Below are 16,070 nucleotides of genomic sequence, written 5' to 3'. Positions count from 1 at the left end.
ACACACCGGGCTCGCCACGCGCCCGTCCCGCCCGCGCACCGGCCCGGCCGGCCGCGTCCGGCACGCCCCGCGCCGGGCGCCCGGCTCCCGCCGCGCAACGTCCGCGCGCCGCGCGCCGGCCGTCCGAGGCCGGGTCGGCGGGAACGGCGCGGCGCGCCGCCCCCGCCGACCCGGCCTCGCCGCGGTCAGCAGCCGCCGCAGTTGTAGAAGACGACGTCCCAGTGGTTGCCCTCGAGCGCGTAGACGTTGCCCGCCGCCGACTCGTACATCCGGGCGCCGTCGCTGCGGAGCCCGATGTAGGTGAAGGCGCTGGTGACGTAGGAGTTGATGCAGCTGCCGAGCGAGAAGTCGAGCTTGTAGCCGTTCCAGTGGCTGTACGTGCCGCTGGCGTGCCCGGTCTCGGTGCCGCCGGTGATGTTGAGGGCGCAGCCACTCGCCGTGCGCAGGGTCTGCGCGCCCTGCGCCGTGGCGAGGTTCAGCTGCTCGAAGGAGGTGCAGGTGGCATTGTTCCGGTCGGAACAGCCGCCGGAGGACGACCAGGTGATGCCGACCGCCCGGAACATCTGGGTGGCCTGGGAGTGGCTGATCTTCGTGACCAGCGGGGCGTAGTCGGCGGGCCCGGCCGCCGGTGCCGCGGCCGGGAGTGCGGCCGGCGCCGCGGCCTCGGCCGTGGCGGCGGTGGAGGCGGCGGAGAGCCCGGCTCCTGGGGCGACGAGGAGTACGGCACTTGCGGCCAGCGCGGTGAGAACGGTGCGCAGTCTCATCTCGGGGACCTTCCTGCTCGGGCCGCCCCGGGCCGGGGCGGCGTTGCCTGTCAGTCGGCTGTGCAGGTGGTGCACGAGGATGGTGGCGGATGTCTACGCGCGTCCGCCAGACGCGGTGGCGCACAAGCCTGTGGAGAAACGGTGCGCCCGTGTGAACCCAGGCCCAGGCCCTGCGCCCGGCCCGCGAAAATCGCCCCCGGCCGGCGAAACGGCGGTGCCGGGGAAACGGCGGTGGGCGGCCCCGGTTCCGGGACCGCCCACCGCCGTTTTCCCTCGCCCACCCTCCGCCCCTGTACGCCCCGGCCCCCGCACGCCTGCCCCCGTACGCCCGGCCCGTGGCCCGCAACGGTCCGGGAGCGCCCGGCGGGTGGCGCCCGCGCAAGGCGGGGGCGCCCGGCCGGTGGCGCGCGCTCAGCGCGCGGCGAGCGCCGAGTGCACCGGCGCCTGAACCGGGTTCGTCGGGGAGGCGGGGCGCGCGTCGAGACCGGCCCGGGTGAGCGCCGCGCTCACCCGCCGCATCACGGGGGCGATCGCGATGCCGATCGCGATCAGGGCCGTTCCGACCAGCGCCGCGAGCGTGGCCGTGCCCTGGGAGTCCACCGGGACGAAGGTGTACCAGTGGGTGCCCCCGGCCTGGTGGATCGGCCGCCACACCCCGGCCATCAGCACATACCCGAACACCCCCTGCAGGATCAGCGCCGCCGAGAGCATCGGGGCAAGCACCCCCGCGGTCATGTCGGCGAGCAGCCACCGCAGGTCCCGCCAGGTCGCCGGGTCGCGCAGCAGCGCAAACGTGGTGGCGCAGCGGCCGATCAGCCCGTCGCGGGCGGGCACCGGCCGGTAGTCCGCGGTGACCGGCACCCCGCCCCACTCGGTGGCCAGCGCACGGTGCCGGTTCGCGTAGGCACGAACCCCCCGCAGCACCGTCGGCGTGGTGAGGGCGCCGATGCCCACCGGGATCAGGCCGATCGAGAGGGCCGACGCGGTGAACAGCATGCTGCCGGCGAACAGCGAGCCGATGCCGGTCCCCAGGCCCTGAGCGGCGGCGGCCACCCGGTCACGAATCCTCATTCCGATCACTCCTCCGCTCGGTTCGGCCCGCCTTCCGGGCACACCCACAGACTCCCGTCCGGGGGCGGGGCGCGTCAGCGGGCCTTCGCCCCGTATCGGGGGTGTACCTGGCACCACCCCGCACAGGGCCCTCGCCTCCTCCCGCCACCGAACCCCGCCACCGAACCCCGCCGACCGGAACGCCCGCAGACCGAAAACGCCCGCTGCCGGAACGCCCGCCGCCCGGAACGCCCGCCGCCGCGGGCGCCGGCCTCAGGCAACGACGAACTTGCGCATCATGTCGTGGTCCTCGTGCTCCAGCAGGTGGCAGTGCCAGACATACTCGCCGCGCCGGTCGAAGTGGGCCCTGAGGCGCAGCATGTGGTGCGGGGGGACCCGGACGGTGTCCTTCGGCGCCGCCTCCGCCCCGTTGGGACGCCGGAAACTCCCCAGACTCACCCGCGACAACGCCTTGGTCTCCGGGTCCTGCTCCGCCTCGAACGGCGCCTCGCCGAGCACCTCGAACTGCACCAGGTGCAGGTGCACCGCGTGCGTCTGGTCCGTGGCGTTGTAGAGCTCCCAGGTCTCGGTGTCGCCGTAGCCCGGGGCCTCCGTGACCGGGTCGGACCACCCCAGGACGCCGCGCTCGCAGGTGCCGAGCATCGGCACCGCCCGGCCGTCCTCGTGGATGGTCTGCGCCAGCAGCAGCCTGCGGGTGCGCACGGGCGTGCCCGGCACCTGGTAGGCGCTCTCGCGCAGCGCGGACGGCAGCGTGGGCTCGGGCACCGAGCGGTCGTAGGGCTGGTTGACGCGGAACTGCATCACCCGGTCCGTGGGCGAGGTGACCGCAGGCCCGTGCGGGAACGGCGCCGCCGCGTCGTTGCCCACGTCGAAGGTGCCGCCGGCGACCTCCCTGAAGTCCAGGACCAGATCGATCCGTTCGGCCGGGGCGATCAGCAGCGGCCGGTCCAGGAGCTGCGGGCGCTCCAGGAACCCGCCGTCCCCGCCGATGACCCAGACCGGAAACGGCCAGCGCCCGTTCACCGACAGCCGGAAGAACCGCGAGTTCGCCCCGTTCAGCAGGCGCACGCGGTACTGCCGCGGCTCCACCTCCAGGTAGGGCCACGCCTTGCCGTTGACCAGGACGACCTCGCCGAAGAACTGCGAGTGGGTGCCGACCTGCCCCGGCCACTGCGCGTCCGCCGCCGGGTAGGCGAGCCGCCCGTCCGGCCGGAACGTCCGGTCCTGGACCATCAGCTCGATCTCGTACGGCCCGCTCGGCAGCCGGTTCGCCGCGATGTGCGCCAACTCGCGCTCGTCCCGCAGCAGATAGAAACCGGCGAGGCCGGCGTACACGTTGAGCCGCGTGATCCCCATCGTGTGGTCGTGGTACCAGAGGGTGGCGGCCTCCTGGCTGTTTTCGTGCGTGAACCGCGGGCCCTGGTAGAGGCTCCCCACGGTGCCCGTGGCCGTATACCACGCCTCGGGGTGCCCGTCACTTCGGGCCTCGGTGTGCCCGCCGTGCAGGTGAACGATGGCCGGAACCCCGTTCTCCGCGATGGTGTATCCCGTGTCGCTGAACGCCCAGTGGCGCGACACGTCCACCGGAAGCAGGTGCCGGGCCGGAAGGGCGTTCTGCCAGGTGAGCACCACCGGGGTGTCCGCCCGGGCCACGAGCGTCGGCCCCGGCGAGGCCACCGGGACGCTCTCCTCGATCCCGTCGGCGAGCGCCTTGTGCAGCCCGATCCCCCACACCGGCGTGCTGAGGCCGAGCCCGCCGCCGATCAGGTCCTGCGTCGTCTGCGCCATGACCAGGTTCGCCGTGCCGCCGCTCGTCAGGTCGACCCGGGCCGGGCGGGGGAGCGGGTTGACGAAGCGGGGGAAGGCGCCCGCGTCGGCGATGGGTGCCGCACGCCGCGTAAGGCGGGCGGCTGCCGCCACGCGGGCCGCGGCTCCGCCGCCCAGCAGGAGCGCGCCCCCGGCGACCGCCGCTCCCGAGCGGAGAAAATTTCTTCTTAGCATGGATTATGAATGGCATTCAAGGTGAGGTTCCCTCCTGCGCACGGGCCGGGTTCCTGCGGACGGAGGGCACCGTTTTCGATCTTTCGAGTGGTTGCCGAACGCCTCGGCGCGCCGCATGAGCGACCCGGCCGGGGGAAAGGCTGGCTAACCGGGAACGGCCAACGGAACGGACAACGGGACAGTCGGAGCGAAGGGCCGGGCGGCGGGGGGCACACCCGAACCCGGAAACCGGGGAGCCCTCACACGGGAACCGGCGCAGGGAGGGCGCGGCGGGTGCGCGGAGAGGAAGCGGGCGCCGGGCACGAGAGCCGGCACGCCGGAAAGCCACGGCCGGTCCCGCACCCGCCGCCGCCCGGAGCGACGTCCCGTGCCCACCGCCGGCCGCGGCGAGACACGACCTGGAGGAGGGCCACGTGAGCAGCGCCCAGAGCGGCAACAGCGCGTACGGCAGAAAGAAGTTCAAGCGATCCCCGAGCCACTTCACCGACCGGATCACGGCGGACGGGGCCGACGGCTGGCCCGTCGAGGCGGGGCGTTACCGGCTCGTCGTCAGCCGCGCCTGCCCGTGGGCGAGCCGTGCCCTGATCTCCCGGCGCCTGCTCGGCCTGGAGGCGGCCCTGTCCCTTGCGGTCGTCGATCCCCTCCAGGACGACCGGAGCTGGCGGTTCACGCTCGATCCCGGGGGCCGGGACCCCGTGCTCGGCATCCGCTACCTGAGCGAGGCCTACGACGCGCGCGAGACCGGCTACCCCGGCGGCGTCAGCGTCCCGGCGATCGTGGACGTGCCCAGCGGCCGCCTGGTCACCAACGACTACCTCCAGATCACCCTCGACCTGGCCACCGAGTGGACGGCCCTGCACCGGGAGGGCGCCCCCGACCTGTACCCCGAGGCCCTGCGGGACGAGATCGACGAGGTGATCGAGGGCGTCTACCACGACGTCAACAACGGGGTGTACCGGGCGGGCTTCGCCACGGACCAGCAGGAGTACGAGTCGGCGTACCGGGATGTCTTCCGCCGCCTGGACTGGCTGTCCGAGCGGCTGGCCGGCCGGCGCTACCTGGTCGGGGACACCATCACCGAGGCCGACATCCGGTTGTTCACCACCCTCGTTCGCTTCGACCCCGTCTATCACGGCCACTTCAAGTGCAACCGCTCGAAGCTGACGGAGGACCCCGTGCTCTGGGCCTACGCCCGCGACCTCTACCAGACCCCCGGCTTCGGCGACACGGTCGACTTCGACCACATCAAGCGGCACTACTACCAGGTGCACACCGGGATCAACCCGACGGCGATCGTCCCGGCCGGCCCCGACCTCTCCGGCTGGCTGACCCCGCACCACCGAGATCAGCTCGGCGGCCGCCCCTTCGGCGACGGCACCCCGCCCGGCCCGCCTCCCGAGGCCGAGCACATCCCGCCCGCAGGCCGCCCCTGAGCCCGCCCCGGCCCGGGGCCGCCTCCACTCCGGCGGCCCCGCTCGCCGCACCCTGCGCCTACACCCGGCCCCGCACCCGGCGCCCACGCGGACACCCCATCCGGCACGGCCGACCGCCACGGCCCCGCCGCCACGGGTCCGCCGCCACGAATCCGCCGCCACGAATCCGCCCCGCGTCCCCGCCACCATGGGGCCGCCCCGCGTCCCCTGCGCCGCGTGGCGCCTGCTAGCGGGCGACGAACTGCGTCAGGATCGCCTGCACTTCGTAGATGTCCACTCCCTTCGTGAAGGTCTTCTCGATCGGCACCGGGTTGCTCGAAATCCAGATCTTGAGCTCGGCGTCCAGGTCGAAATGCCCGGCCGTCTCCACCGCAAAGTGCGTGATGCTCTTGTAAGGGATGGAGTGGTACTCGACCTTCTTGCCCGTTATCCCTTGCTTGTCGACGAGGATCAGCCGGCGATCCGTGAAGAGAATCGTGTCGCGGATCAACAGATAGGCCGCGTACACCCTTTCGTCCTGCCCGAGCAGCCTCGCGTACTCCTGCTGCGCCGCCACCGGGTCGACCGTGTGCGCATTTCCGAACAGCGCCATGAACAGGCCCCCGCTCTCGCTCCCTCTCGATTACGCCACTCTAGAGGGGCAGGTCCCTCCCGCACCCCGGGCGGAGCACGCGGACCGTGCCGCCCCTCTGGAAAACGCCGCGGCCCTTCGGCGTATCGGCGCGCCCCGCACCCGGCGGTCCTCGCCCCCGCGGGCGCCTTCGGCGATCCGCTGTCCCGCTCCACTCTCGCTCACTCCCCCTCTGCTCTGCTCCGGAAAACCGAACGGTCTCGGCCCCTCGTACCCATAGACCGCACGGAACCGGCCAGAGGTTGCCGCGCCCTCGGCGGTGTAACCCGAAAGGGTGAGTCGGCCCGCAACGCCCGCGGAACCGCACGGATGGGAGCGCCCGCCTCGCGGAGCGGCTCCGCTAGAGGCGGCGCAGCCGGGTGGCCAGCAGGTTCCCGATCAGCAGGTAGACGACGGCCGCCAGGCCGTAGCCGCAGACCACCCGCGCCCACTCCTCGTCGAAGGTGAACAGGTCATGCGACCAGCCGGCCAGCCAGCGCGACGCGTCGTGCAGGAACGTCACCAGGTCGTTGGCGCGGTTGGCATCCAGCAGGTACATCACGATCCACAGGCCGATGATGGCGGCCGCGACGTCGGCGAGCACCGCGAGGACGTTCGCCGCGATGGCGGCCGTGGAAGGCCCAACTCTCCTCGTGTGTATGGACATGACCTCCGGGTTGCCCCAGCGAACCGCCTGAAACGGGCCGCTGGGCAGGCCGACCCGAGGCATCGCCCCGCATCACCCGTTCGAAGGAATATTCGGCCGACGGGAGCGTGTCCGGCGCCGCCGGCGTTCACCGGGAGACAGAACCGCCCGCCCGGAAGACAGGCGACGGCCATTCACCGCGACGCCAGGAAGGCTCGATGACGAATCAACAAGATGAGGAACCCTCAGCCACCAGCCCCTTCCACGATCTCGACTCCTTCGTCGACCTGCCGCGCGCCGGCGCCCTCGCCCTTTCCAGGGACGGCAGCCGCCTGGTGCTCGCCGCCGCCACCCTCGACAGTGAACGCACCCGCTACGTCTCGGCGCTGTGGGAGGTCGACCCGGAAGGGCAGCGCCCCGCCCGGCGCCTGACCCGGGGCGACAAGCCCGCCTCGTCTCCCGTCTTCACGCCCTCGGGCGACCTGTTGTTCGTCTCCGCCAGGCCCCGGCCCGGGAGTTCCGAGGAACTGGACGCGCCCGCGCTGTGGGTGCAGCCGGCGGGCGGCGGCGACGCGCGCGTTCTCGCCGAGCTGCCCGGCGGCGTGGCCGCGCCGCTCGTCAGCGACTCCGGCACCCTGCTCCTCGCCTCCGAGCTGCTTCCCTCGGCCACCGGACCCGAGCACGACGGCGAGTTGCGCGAGGCCAGGAAGAAGGCCAAGGTCACCGCGATCCTCCACGAGGACACCCAGGTCAGGCTGTGGGACCACGACCTCGGCCCGGCCGCCCCCCGCCTCCTCGTCGGCGAGTTGCCCGAAAAATCCTCCCCGGAGGGGGAGGAGGCCTGCGAGCTGCGCGACCTCACCGGCCACGTGGGCAAGGCCCTGCACGAGGAAGGCGGCTGGGACCTCTCGCCCGACGGCCGCACCGTGGTCGCCGCCTGGATACGTCCCGAGGCCAAGGGCTCGCAGTACCTCGCCCTGACGGCCCTGGACGTCGCGACGGGCGAGCGCAGGACGCTGGTCGACGACCCCGCGATCGAGCACGGCGTCCCCCGCATCTCCCCGGACGGTACGCAGGTGGCGGTGCCCGTCTTCACCCGGTTCACCCCCGAGGACCCCGGCGACTGCTCGCTCCGCCTGGTTCCCCTCGCGGGCGGCCAGGTCCGGGACCTGACGGCCGGGTGGGACCGCTGGCCGGGGACCCCGGCCTGGACGCCGGACGGCTCCGCCCTGGTCCTCGTCGCCGACCACGAGGGACGCGCCCCGCTGTGGCGGGTGGACGCCACCACCGGCGAGGTCACCCGCCTGACCGCGGACGACGGCGCCTACTCCGATCCGCACGTCTCGCCCGACGGCCGCTGGGTCTACGCCCTGCGCTCGGCCCTGGACAGCCCGCCCGCCCCGGTCCGCGTCCCGCTCGACGGGGAGGGCCCCTACCAGCCGCTGCCGGGCCCGGCCGAGGCCCTGGGCAGGCCCGCCACGCTGCCGGGCACGCTCACCGAGGTGCACGCCACCGCCGAGGACGGGACCCCGCTGCGCGCCTGGCTCTCGCTGCCGCACGACGCCTCTGCCGAGCACCCGGCGCCGCTGCTGCTGTGGATTCACGGGGGCCCCATGGCCTCGACCAACGCATGGTCCTGGCGGTGGAACCAGTGGCTCGCCGTGGCCAGGGGCTACGCCGTCCTGCAGCCCGACCCGGCGCTCTCCACGGGGTACGGCATCGACTTCATCCGCCGCGGCTGGGGCCAGTGGGGAGGCAAGCCCTTCACGGACCTGATGGCCATCACGGACGAGACCGAGCGCAGGCCCGACATCGACGCCTCCCGCGTGGGTGCCATGGGCGGCTCCTTCGGCGGCTACATGGCCAACTGGGTCGCGGGCCACACCGACCGCTTCGGCGCGATCGTCACCCACGCCTCCCTGTGGACGCTGGAGCACGCCGTCCGCGTGAGCGACTACGCGTACGCCTTCGCCAAGGAGTTCACGCCCGAGATCGTGGAGGCCAACTCGCCGCACCGCTTCCTCGACGACATCCACACGCCGATGCTGGTGATCCACGGCGACAAGGACTACCGGGTCCCCCTCGGCGAGGCCCTCCGCCTGTGGGCCGACCTGCGCGCCAAGGACGCCACCCCGGACGGCGAAAGCCCGCACAAGTTCCTGTACTACCCCGACGAGAACCACTGGGTCCTGACCCCGAACCACGCCAAGATCTGGTACGAGACGGTCTTCGCCTTCCTTTCCCACCACCTCCTCGGCCGCCCCTGGGAACGCCCCAGCCTCCTCGGCTGAGCCCGCAGGGACGCGCCCTCGGCCGGCACGCGCCCCCGCCCGGGCGCGTCCCTGCCCGGACCCGCCTCCGCCCTGACGCGTCGCTGCCTGAACGCGCCCCCGCCCGGGCGCGTCCCCACCCGGGCGGCCCGGCCGAGCAGCCGGGCCGCCCGGGACCCGGCCAGGCCCGCCTTCCACAACCCCGCGGCTCACGGCGGCTCACGGCGGCTCTCCGACGGCGGGAGGAGGAGCGCGTGCTCCCCCGGGGTGGCGCGAACAGGCGCAGGCGCGCGAGGGCGGGCGCAGGCGCGCGAAGGTGGCGCGTATTGCCCGCGCCCGATCCCCCGTTCACCGATCCCCCCACTGCGCTCCGCCGCCCCGTTGCCGAGCGGTTCTCTCGCGTTGTGCCCGCGCGGGAAAAGTCCCCGGCGGCCTGCCGAGGCCCCCAGCACCCCCACGGAAGGACCCCACCCATGCCGGGCACAGGCATGTCCCGAAGGCGACTCCTCGGTGCGGCGGCCGGTGTCGCCGCCGGCTCCGCCGCACTCTCGCTGCTGCCGCCCAGCCTGCAGCGGGCCGTCGCCGCCGGCCCACGCCGCGGCGGCTCACTCGCCGACATCGAGCACGTCGTCCTCCTCATGCAGGAGAACCGCTCGTTCGACCACTACTTCGGCACCCTCAAGGGCGTCCGGGGCTTCGCCGACCCCGACGCCCTGACCCTGTCCACCGGCCGTTCCGTCTTCCACCAGCCGGACGAGGAGAATCCGGAGGGCCACCTGCTCCCGTTCCACCTCGACACGCACACCACCAGCGCCCAGGCCATCCCCTCCACGAGCCACGCCTGGGCCGTCCAGCACGAGGCGTGGAACAACGGCAGGATGGACCGCTGGCTGCCCGCCCACCGCGCGGCCGACGGGGAGAACGGCCCGTACGTGATGGGCTACCACACGCGCGAGGACATCCCGTTCCAGTTCGCCCTGGCCGAGAACTTCACCATCTGCGACAACTACTTCTGCTCGGTCCTCGGCCCCACCTGGCCCAACCGCCTCTACTGGATGACCGGCACCATCGACCCCTCCGGCACCCGCGGCGGCCCGGTCACCAGCAACACCGCCCCCACCCCCTACACCTGGACCACCTACGCCGAGCGGCTGCAGGCGGCGGGCATCAGCTGGCAGGTCTATCAGGAGGCCGACGACTACGGCTGCAACCTGCTCGAACAGTTCCGGCAGTTCCGTGACGCCCGGCCCGGCGACCCGCTCTTCGAGCGGGCCATGGTCGAACGCCCGGCGGGCACCTTCGAGGAGGACGCGCGCAACGACCGTCTTCCCGCCGTCTCCTGGCTGATCCCGACCAGCCACCAGTCGGAGCACCCCGACTACCTGCCGGCCGCCGGCGCCGACTACGTGGCCGGGAAGCTCGAGGCCATCGCCGCCAACCCGGAGGTGTGGGCCAAGACCGCGTTCATCCTCAACTACGACGAGAACGACGGCCTGTTCGACCACGTCCCGCCGCCCGTCCCCGAGCCCGGCACGCCGGACGAGTTCGTCGGCGGCCTGCCCATCGGCGGCGGCTTCCGCGTCCCGTGCCTGATCATCTCCCCCTGGACGGTCGGCGGCTGGGCCGCGGGGGAGGCGTTCGACCACACCTCGGTGCTCCGGTTCCTGGAGCGGTGGACCGGCGTCGAGGAGCCCAACATCAGCGCGTGGCGGCGCGGCACGTTCGGCGACCTCACCTCGGCCTTCGGCTTCGAGCAGGCTCCCGCCGAGCGCCCGCCGCGGCTGCCGGACGACACCGCCGAGCAGCTGGAGCAGGCCCAACGGGACGTCGCCACCCTCCCCGCCCCCACCCTCCCCTCCACCGGCCAGACCCCACCCCACCAGGAGCCCGGCCGGCGTCCCCGCCGCTGACCCGGACCCCGCCCACCCGCAACCACCCCCGCCCAGGCCCGGGCCCCACCGCACCCCCGCCCGAGCCTGGGCGCCGCCGCACTTGCGCACTTGCGCGCTGCCGCCGCCCGAGCCTGGGCGCCGCCGCTCTCCCGACCGCGCCCGGCCCAGCCCCGCACCCGCGCGCCCCGCCCGCACCTGGACTCCAAGGACCTCTTGTCCCCCGCCACCGGCCGGGGCATAGCCTGTACCAGGCGACACGGCGAAACGAGGGCGTTCCCGACGCCGCCGGCCACCCGGCCACCGGCCCCTCCCCGCCCGCATCGCCCGACCCCGGACCCCACCGAATCCGAACGCCTCAACCCCACCCACCCCAAACCACCCCAAGCCACCGCACCCCCCGTCCACTCCGGCACCCGTCCACCCCGACGCCCCCCGCACGGCCCCGGACCCGCGAGCCCCGCGTTCCGGGCAGGCCCCACCACTCCGGGAGCCCCGATGACCTCCTCCTGCTGCACCCCCGGCCACGGTGAGGGCCCGCACGTCCACGACACGTGCACGCCCGGCCCCGTCCCCGTCTCCCTCGCGCCCCCGCCCCCGCGCCGGCCGGCCCCCGCCCGCCGGGCGCCCGGCGGGCTGCTCGACCTCCCGGGCGGGCGGTTCCTCATGGGCACGGACGACGCCGAGGGCTTCCCGGAGGACGGCGAGGGCCCGGTCCGCCCCGTCGACGTCGCCCCCTTCCGCATCGCGGCCACCACGGTCACCAACGCCCAGTTCGCGACGTTCGTGAAGGCCACCGGCTACGTCACCGAGGCCGAGCGCTTCGGCTTCTCCTTCGTCTTCCAGGGCCTGCTGCCCCCGGAACTCGCCGCCGCCTCCGAGCCGGTGCCGAACGTTCCCTGGTGGCGGGCGGTCGCGGACGCGACCTGGCGGCAGCCGGAAGGCCCCGGCTCCTCCTCGGCCACCCGCGCCAACCACCCCGTCGTCCACGTCTCCTGGAACGATGCCCAGGCGTACTGCGCCTGGTCGGGCACCCGCCTGCCCACCGAGGCCGAGTGGGAGTACGCGGCACGCGGCGGCCTGGAGCAGCGGCGTTACCCGTGGGGCGACGAGCTGACCCCCCACGGACGCCACATGTGCAACATCTGGCAGGGGGAGTTCCCCACCCACAACACCGGCGAGGACGGCTATCTGGGAACGGCCCCGGTGAAGTCCTTCCGCCCCAACGGCCACGGCCTGTACAACGTGGTCGGCAACGTCTGGGAGTGGTGCGCGGACTGGTTCACGCCCGGTGCTGCCCGCGTGATGCGGGGCGGCTCCTACCTCTGCCACGACTCCTACTGCAACCGTTACCGGGTGGCCGCCCGCAGTTCGAACACCCCTGACTCCTCCACCGGAAACATCGGCTTCCGCGTGGCCGCCTGACCGGCGCCACGAGCGCCGCCGAACGCGCCGGCACGCCGCTGCGCGCCCCCGGCCACCACCGACCGCAACTGCGTCTCACCGCAGCGCACGCGCCCCCGCCTGCGCCCCACCGCGTACCCGGCGCACGCCCCGCGCCACGGATGCGCCCCGTGGGCAATTACGAGCGGCGGCGGGGCTTGCCGCGTCCGCCGCCCCCGGCTCCGCCGGATCGGCGCCGCGGACTCCCGCCGCCCGCAGCGCCCCCCGTCCTGCCGGACGCCTTGCCGCCCGACGTCCCGGACGCGTTCCCCGTCGCGGCGCCGCCCCGCCCCGCGCCTCCTTCCGCGCGCTCGCGCTTGGCCCTCGCCTTCTCCCTCGCCTTGAGCTTCGGCCGCGGCGACGCCTGCCGGCCCCGGGAGCTGTTCGCGGTCCGGCCGCGGACGATGCCGATGAACTCCTCGACCAGGTCGGTGGTTTCCTCCTCCGGCCAGGAGAGGGCGACGGTCGACTCGGGGGCCCCGGCCAGCGGCCGGTAGGTGAGATCCCTGCGGTGGTGCAGCCGGGCCAGCGACTGCGGGACGACGAGCAGCCCCACCCCCGCCGCCACCAGCTCGATCGCATCCGCGGTCGTCGCGGGCCGTTCGAGGGCGGCGCGTCCCGGCGGGCGTTCCCAGTCGAGGGTGTCGTCGAGGGGGTGCAGCAGGACCTCGTCGGCGAGGTCCCCGGCGGACACCTCGTCGGCGGCCGCCACCACGTGGTCCTTCGGCACCACGACCACCGTCGTCTCGGTGTAGAGCGGGATCGCCGCGAGGTCCGCCCGGTCGGCCGGCAGCCTGAGGAGGCCCGCATCCGCCCCGCGGTCCCGCAGCAGGCCCGGGGCCTCGGCCGCCGTGGTCCGCAGCAGGTGCAGCGGAACCCCGGGCAGCCGCTCGCCCCAGATCCGCACCCACTTCGCCGGCGTCACGCCCGGGACGTAGGCGAGCCGGAACGACGGGGGCTGCTCCGCGTCTGTCACCTCGCCAGGCTATCCGCTCCGCATCCGACCGCCTCGGACGGCACCGTTCCCCCTCGGACCGCCCCGCGCCGCCTCGGACGGCATCGGACCAGATCGGACGCCACAGTTCCGCTTCAGACCGCTTCAGAGCGCTTCGGGCCACATCGGATCGGCTTCGGTCGGCTTCGGGCGCGCTCGTTACCCTTGGCCCATGACCTCGCACCGGACCGACCAGACGATGAAGCCCGCGACGGCGGCCAAGAAGCTGGGCGTGTACCTCCCGGCCACCCCCGCCGAGTTTCAGGAGGGTCTCGTCTCGCGTAGCGAGCTGAGCGCGCTGCAGGCCGATCCCCCCGAGTGGCTGCTGAACCTGCGGCGCAACGGCCCGCACCCCCGGCAGGTGGTCGCGGCGCGGCTCGGCGTCTCCATCGCGGGCCTCGCCCGCGGCGGAGTCACCGAGGCCCTCACCACGGAGCAGATCGACGCGCTGAAACGGGAACTCCCCGAGTGGCTCCAGCAGGAACGCGCCACCCAGGCCGAGGTCAGAAAGGAAGCGGCGCGCCTCAAGGAAAAGAAGGCCGCCCGCGCGGCGGACCCACACCACCCCCGGCCCTGACGCGCCCCGCGACGCCCCGCCGACTACGCCGCCTCGCCTCGCCCGTGGTTGCCACCGAGTTCCTCGGGCCCGAACCGGGCGAGGCAGAATCGCGCGGCGAGCGTCAGCCCGAAAAGAGCCCGTGGACTGCGCCGCCGCGGATCTCGCGAGTGAGGGCCAGCTGCTCTCGCAGCAGCCGCTCGCGTTCGTCCAGCTGCTTCATCGCCCGGGCGATCGCCTGCTGTGTGCCGAGATCAGGCAGCGCGACCGGCAATTCCCCCAGCACCTTGAGAGAGATCGTTTTCATGGTCATGCTCCCCGTGGAGTGGGCCTCAAGCCACGTGCGTGCCTCCCGGCCACGGAGGTACGCCACGAGGTAGTGCGCGTTGAGCCATGCCGGGGGCCGAAGCACGAAGCAGCCGGTACCGCAGACCCAGCCGACCTGTTCCTCCCGGACGACGGCACACCGCCCCAGCTCGCCGCGGCGTGCCAGCACCACATCGCCGGGCCTCAGGCGGTAGCGGCCCAGCCCATGGGCCTTCTCTTCGGTGATGTATCTGATGCTCTCCGTGCTGAAGTCATCGCCCGTCAGGTCCTTGGGCATGACCACGGGAATGCCTCCGGAATCCACGTATTCTTCGGCACGGATAAGGCTCCCGGAAGGCCCCGCCAGGAATTCACCCGGCGTCTGGTCGTCGGCATCCCCACCCACGGGGCCCTCGACGATCCTCCGGAGCGGCAGGCGCGGAAGGCCGACTGCGTCGCGGACCAACTGGGCGCACTTGTCGAGGCTTTGCCAGAGGTCGGCGCTCGAACCTGACGCCGTCTGGTCGTGTCGAATCAGCTCGTCGAGCAGGCGACTCATTTCCGGCGCCGTCCTCGGCCCGGCAGACTCGGCGTCGACATACAGCCTGGGGTCAAGACTTGCCTCGTTTCGGAGGATCTCTTCGTGCGAGACCGACCGGGAAAACCCTGGCTCGTCGGGCGTCGACCGGGGAGATCGCCGCCATGCGTGCAGCCGCCCGCTGATGCGCTCCACATCCGCCGCGGTCAGCGTGTTTCGTTGCCGCGGCGCACGTGTGCCGAGCCGACTGGCGTCGATGAAGAGAACGGAACGCCTCGCGTCGGCCGGGAGGTGGTGGGACTTGTCGCGGGCCAGCACCCAGACGTGCACGGGTATCGCGGTATGAGCGAAAAGATGTGCCGGCAGAGAAATGATGCTGAGGAGCGTGCCATTCCTGATCATGTTTGCCCGGATTGCCGCCTCGCTGCCCTCGGACCAGGCGGCTCGCGGCGGCATGATCAATACGGCGATCCCGTCTGTGCTCAGCCGGGCCCACGCGAGCTGGAGCCAGGCGAAATTGGCGTTGGACCGAGGTGGCACCCCGAAGGGCCAGCGAACGATGTCCACCTCCTCGATGCGCTGGTTGAACGGTGGGTTGCTTACCACCCGGTCGGCAGGGCTGCCGCCCCGGCTCCGGAACAACGACACCGGGTCCGCGGCGTGTACGACCGGTCCTTCGACGCCGTGGATGGCCAGGTTCATCATCGCCAGCCGAGGATTGCCGCGGTCCGTGGCGTACGCCTCGTACGAGTCGCCATCCACGCGGCCGGCGCGGCGCGTGCGCTGCGCAGCGGCCGCGAGCAGACTGCCGGACCCGCACGCCGGATCGAGCATCCGGTCTCCGGGGCGCGGGGACGCCAACGCGGTGATCAAACGCGCGACGGCTCGCGGCGTGTAAAACTCGCCGGCGGAGGAAGTGCCCTCCTGAGCGTGGCGCTCGAGAAGGAGTTCGCACACCTCGGGCAACCCGGCCTCGGTCACCGTCGGAGGCCTCCACAACGCCGTGAGGAATGCGGCCATCCAGGGCGCGTCCTCCGGTCCCTCGTCGAGGCCGAGGACCCCGGCGTCGAAGTAGCGCGCGTTGCGCACGGGGAAGCGGGGATGCCGGCCGGCGCTCTTCAGCGCGGTGCGCAGGTCCTTCAGCGGCGAGAGACCGATGCGGGCCTCCTCGACGGCTCGCCTCCACAACGTGACGAACGTGTCCCCCGACTCACCCGCCGACTCGACGAAGCCTGCAAGTACCAGGATGGCGAGCATGGACGCGACGTCGTCGGACGTGTTCCGGCCCCGCTGGTAGGGCGCGTACGCACGCCACAGCCGGTCGACGACGTGTGCGGCGTGCGCGGCCTGGCTTTCCGTCTCCATGGTTCTGATCTCCTCGCTTCGGGCCGGCCTACTGCAGCTGGCTGATGGCGTACGCCGCTGCGGCAGCCAGCATCAGCAGGCACAGTCGCAGCGTTGTCCCCGTGCTCTGCATCGCTTTGGCAAGCAGTTCGATTAACGACTTCACTTCGTGGTGCCCCCTGTCTTCGCATCCAAGGCGTCATGC

At 73.1% G+C, this 16,070-nt stretch carries 12 protein-coding genes; 5 read left to right on the top strand and 7 right to left on the bottom strand.

Annotated features, from left to right (window positions below):
* Positions 1 to 185: 185 nt before the first annotated feature.
* The 3 genes from D7294_RS27565 to D7294_RS27555 form a co-directional block, all read right to left on the bottom strand.
* Positions 186 to 764, bottom strand: a complete 579-nt coding sequence (locus D7294_RS27565) for a hypothetical protein (RefSeq protein ID WP_120684515.1) — start codon at positions 762 to 764, stop codon at positions 186 to 188.
* 411 nt (positions 765 to 1,175) lie between these two features.
* Positions 1,176 to 1,835 (bottom strand): sensor domain-containing protein, encoded by a 660-nt coding sequence (locus tag D7294_RS27560; RefSeq protein ID WP_120684514.1) that lies wholly within the window; start codon positions 1,833 to 1,835, stop codon positions 1,176 to 1,178.
* A 252-nt stretch (positions 1,836 to 2,087) separates the two neighbouring features.
* Positions 2,088 to 3,836 (bottom strand): multicopper oxidase family protein, encoded by a 1,749-nt coding sequence (locus D7294_RS27555; protein ID WP_120684513.1) that lies wholly within the window; start codon positions 3,834 to 3,836, stop codon positions 2,088 to 2,090.
* Positions 3,837 to 4,249: 413 nt separating this feature from the next.
* Here D7294_RS27555 and D7294_RS27550 point away from each other — a divergent pair, with 413 nt between their 5' ends.
* A complete protein-coding gene (locus D7294_RS27550) occupies positions 4,250 to 5,269 on the top strand; it encodes a glutathione S-transferase family protein (RefSeq protein WP_120684512.1) in 1,020 nt (339 codons plus the stop codon).
* 226 nt (positions 5,270 to 5,495) lie between these two features.
* Here D7294_RS27550 and D7294_RS27545 read toward each other — a convergent pair whose 3' ends face one another.
* Together D7294_RS27545 and D7294_RS27540 are read right to left on the bottom strand one after the other, a co-directional pair.
* Positions 5,496 to 5,861 (bottom strand): PH domain-containing protein, encoded by a 366-nt coding sequence (locus D7294_RS27545; RefSeq protein ID WP_120684511.1) that lies wholly within the window; start codon positions 5,859 to 5,861, stop codon positions 5,496 to 5,498.
* A 379-nt stretch (positions 5,862 to 6,240) separates the two neighbouring features.
* A complete protein-coding gene (locus D7294_RS27540; RefSeq protein ID WP_120684510.1) occupies positions 6,241 to 6,546 on the bottom strand; it encodes a hypothetical protein in 306 nt (101 codons plus the stop codon).
* Between the two features lie 197 nt (positions 6,547 to 6,743).
* Between D7294_RS27540 and D7294_RS27535 the strand changes: the two genes are divergently transcribed.
* The 3 genes from D7294_RS27535 to D7294_RS27525 all read left to right on the top strand — a co-directional run bounded on the left by D7294_RS27535 (position 6,744) and on the right by D7294_RS27525 (position 12,109).
* Positions 6,744 to 8,816, top strand: a complete 2,073-nt coding sequence (locus D7294_RS27535) for a S9 family peptidase (protein WP_120684509.1) — start codon at positions 6,744 to 6,746, stop codon at positions 8,814 to 8,816.
* A 467-nt stretch (positions 8,817 to 9,283) separates the two neighbouring features.
* Complete coding sequence (locus D7294_RS27530) at positions 9,284 to 10,705, top strand: alkaline phosphatase family protein (RefSeq protein ID WP_174248459.1); 1,422 nt, start codon at positions 9,284 to 9,286, stop codon at positions 10,703 to 10,705.
* 477 nt (positions 10,706 to 11,182) lie between these two features.
* On the top strand, positions 11,183 to 12,109 hold the full coding sequence (locus D7294_RS27525) for a formylglycine-generating enzyme family protein (RefSeq protein ID WP_120684507.1): 927 nt from the start codon (positions 11,183 to 11,185) through the stop codon (positions 12,107 to 12,109).
* Between the two features lie 157 nt (positions 12,110 to 12,266).
* Here D7294_RS27525 and D7294_RS27520 read toward each other — a convergent pair whose 3' ends face one another.
* The gene (locus D7294_RS27520) at positions 12,267 to 13,103 is read right to left on the bottom strand and encodes a LysR substrate-binding domain-containing protein (RefSeq protein ID WP_120684506.1); all 837 of its coding nucleotides are present in this window, start codon (positions 13,101 to 13,103) and stop codon (positions 12,267 to 12,269) included.
* Positions 13,104 to 13,293: 190 nt separating this feature from the next.
* On the opposite strand from D7294_RS27520, the gene D7294_RS27515 reads away from it, so the two are divergent.
* Positions 13,294 to 13,698, top strand: coding sequence for a DUF5997 family protein (locus D7294_RS27515; RefSeq protein WP_120684505.1), 405 nt, complete (start codon positions 13,294 to 13,296; stop codon positions 13,696 to 13,698).
* Positions 13,699 to 13,801: 103 nt separating this feature from the next.
* Here D7294_RS27515 and D7294_RS27510 read toward each other — a convergent pair whose 3' ends face one another.
* Positions 13,802 to 15,886 (bottom strand): type I restriction-modification system subunit M/S, encoded by a 2,085-nt coding sequence (locus D7294_RS27510; RefSeq protein ID WP_120684504.1) that lies wholly within the window; start codon positions 15,884 to 15,886, stop codon positions 13,802 to 13,804.
* Positions 15,887 to 16,070: the final 184 nt, after the last annotated feature.

The sequence above is a fragment of the Streptomyces hoynatensis genome (assembly GCF_003626535.1).
GTDB classification, from domain to species: domain Bacteria; phylum Actinomycetota; class Actinomycetes; order Streptomycetales; family Streptomycetaceae; genus Streptomyces; species Streptomyces hoynatensis.
The sequence above is the reverse complement of the archived record's forward strand: the minus strand, read 5'-3'. Positions and strand labels throughout refer to the sequence as shown.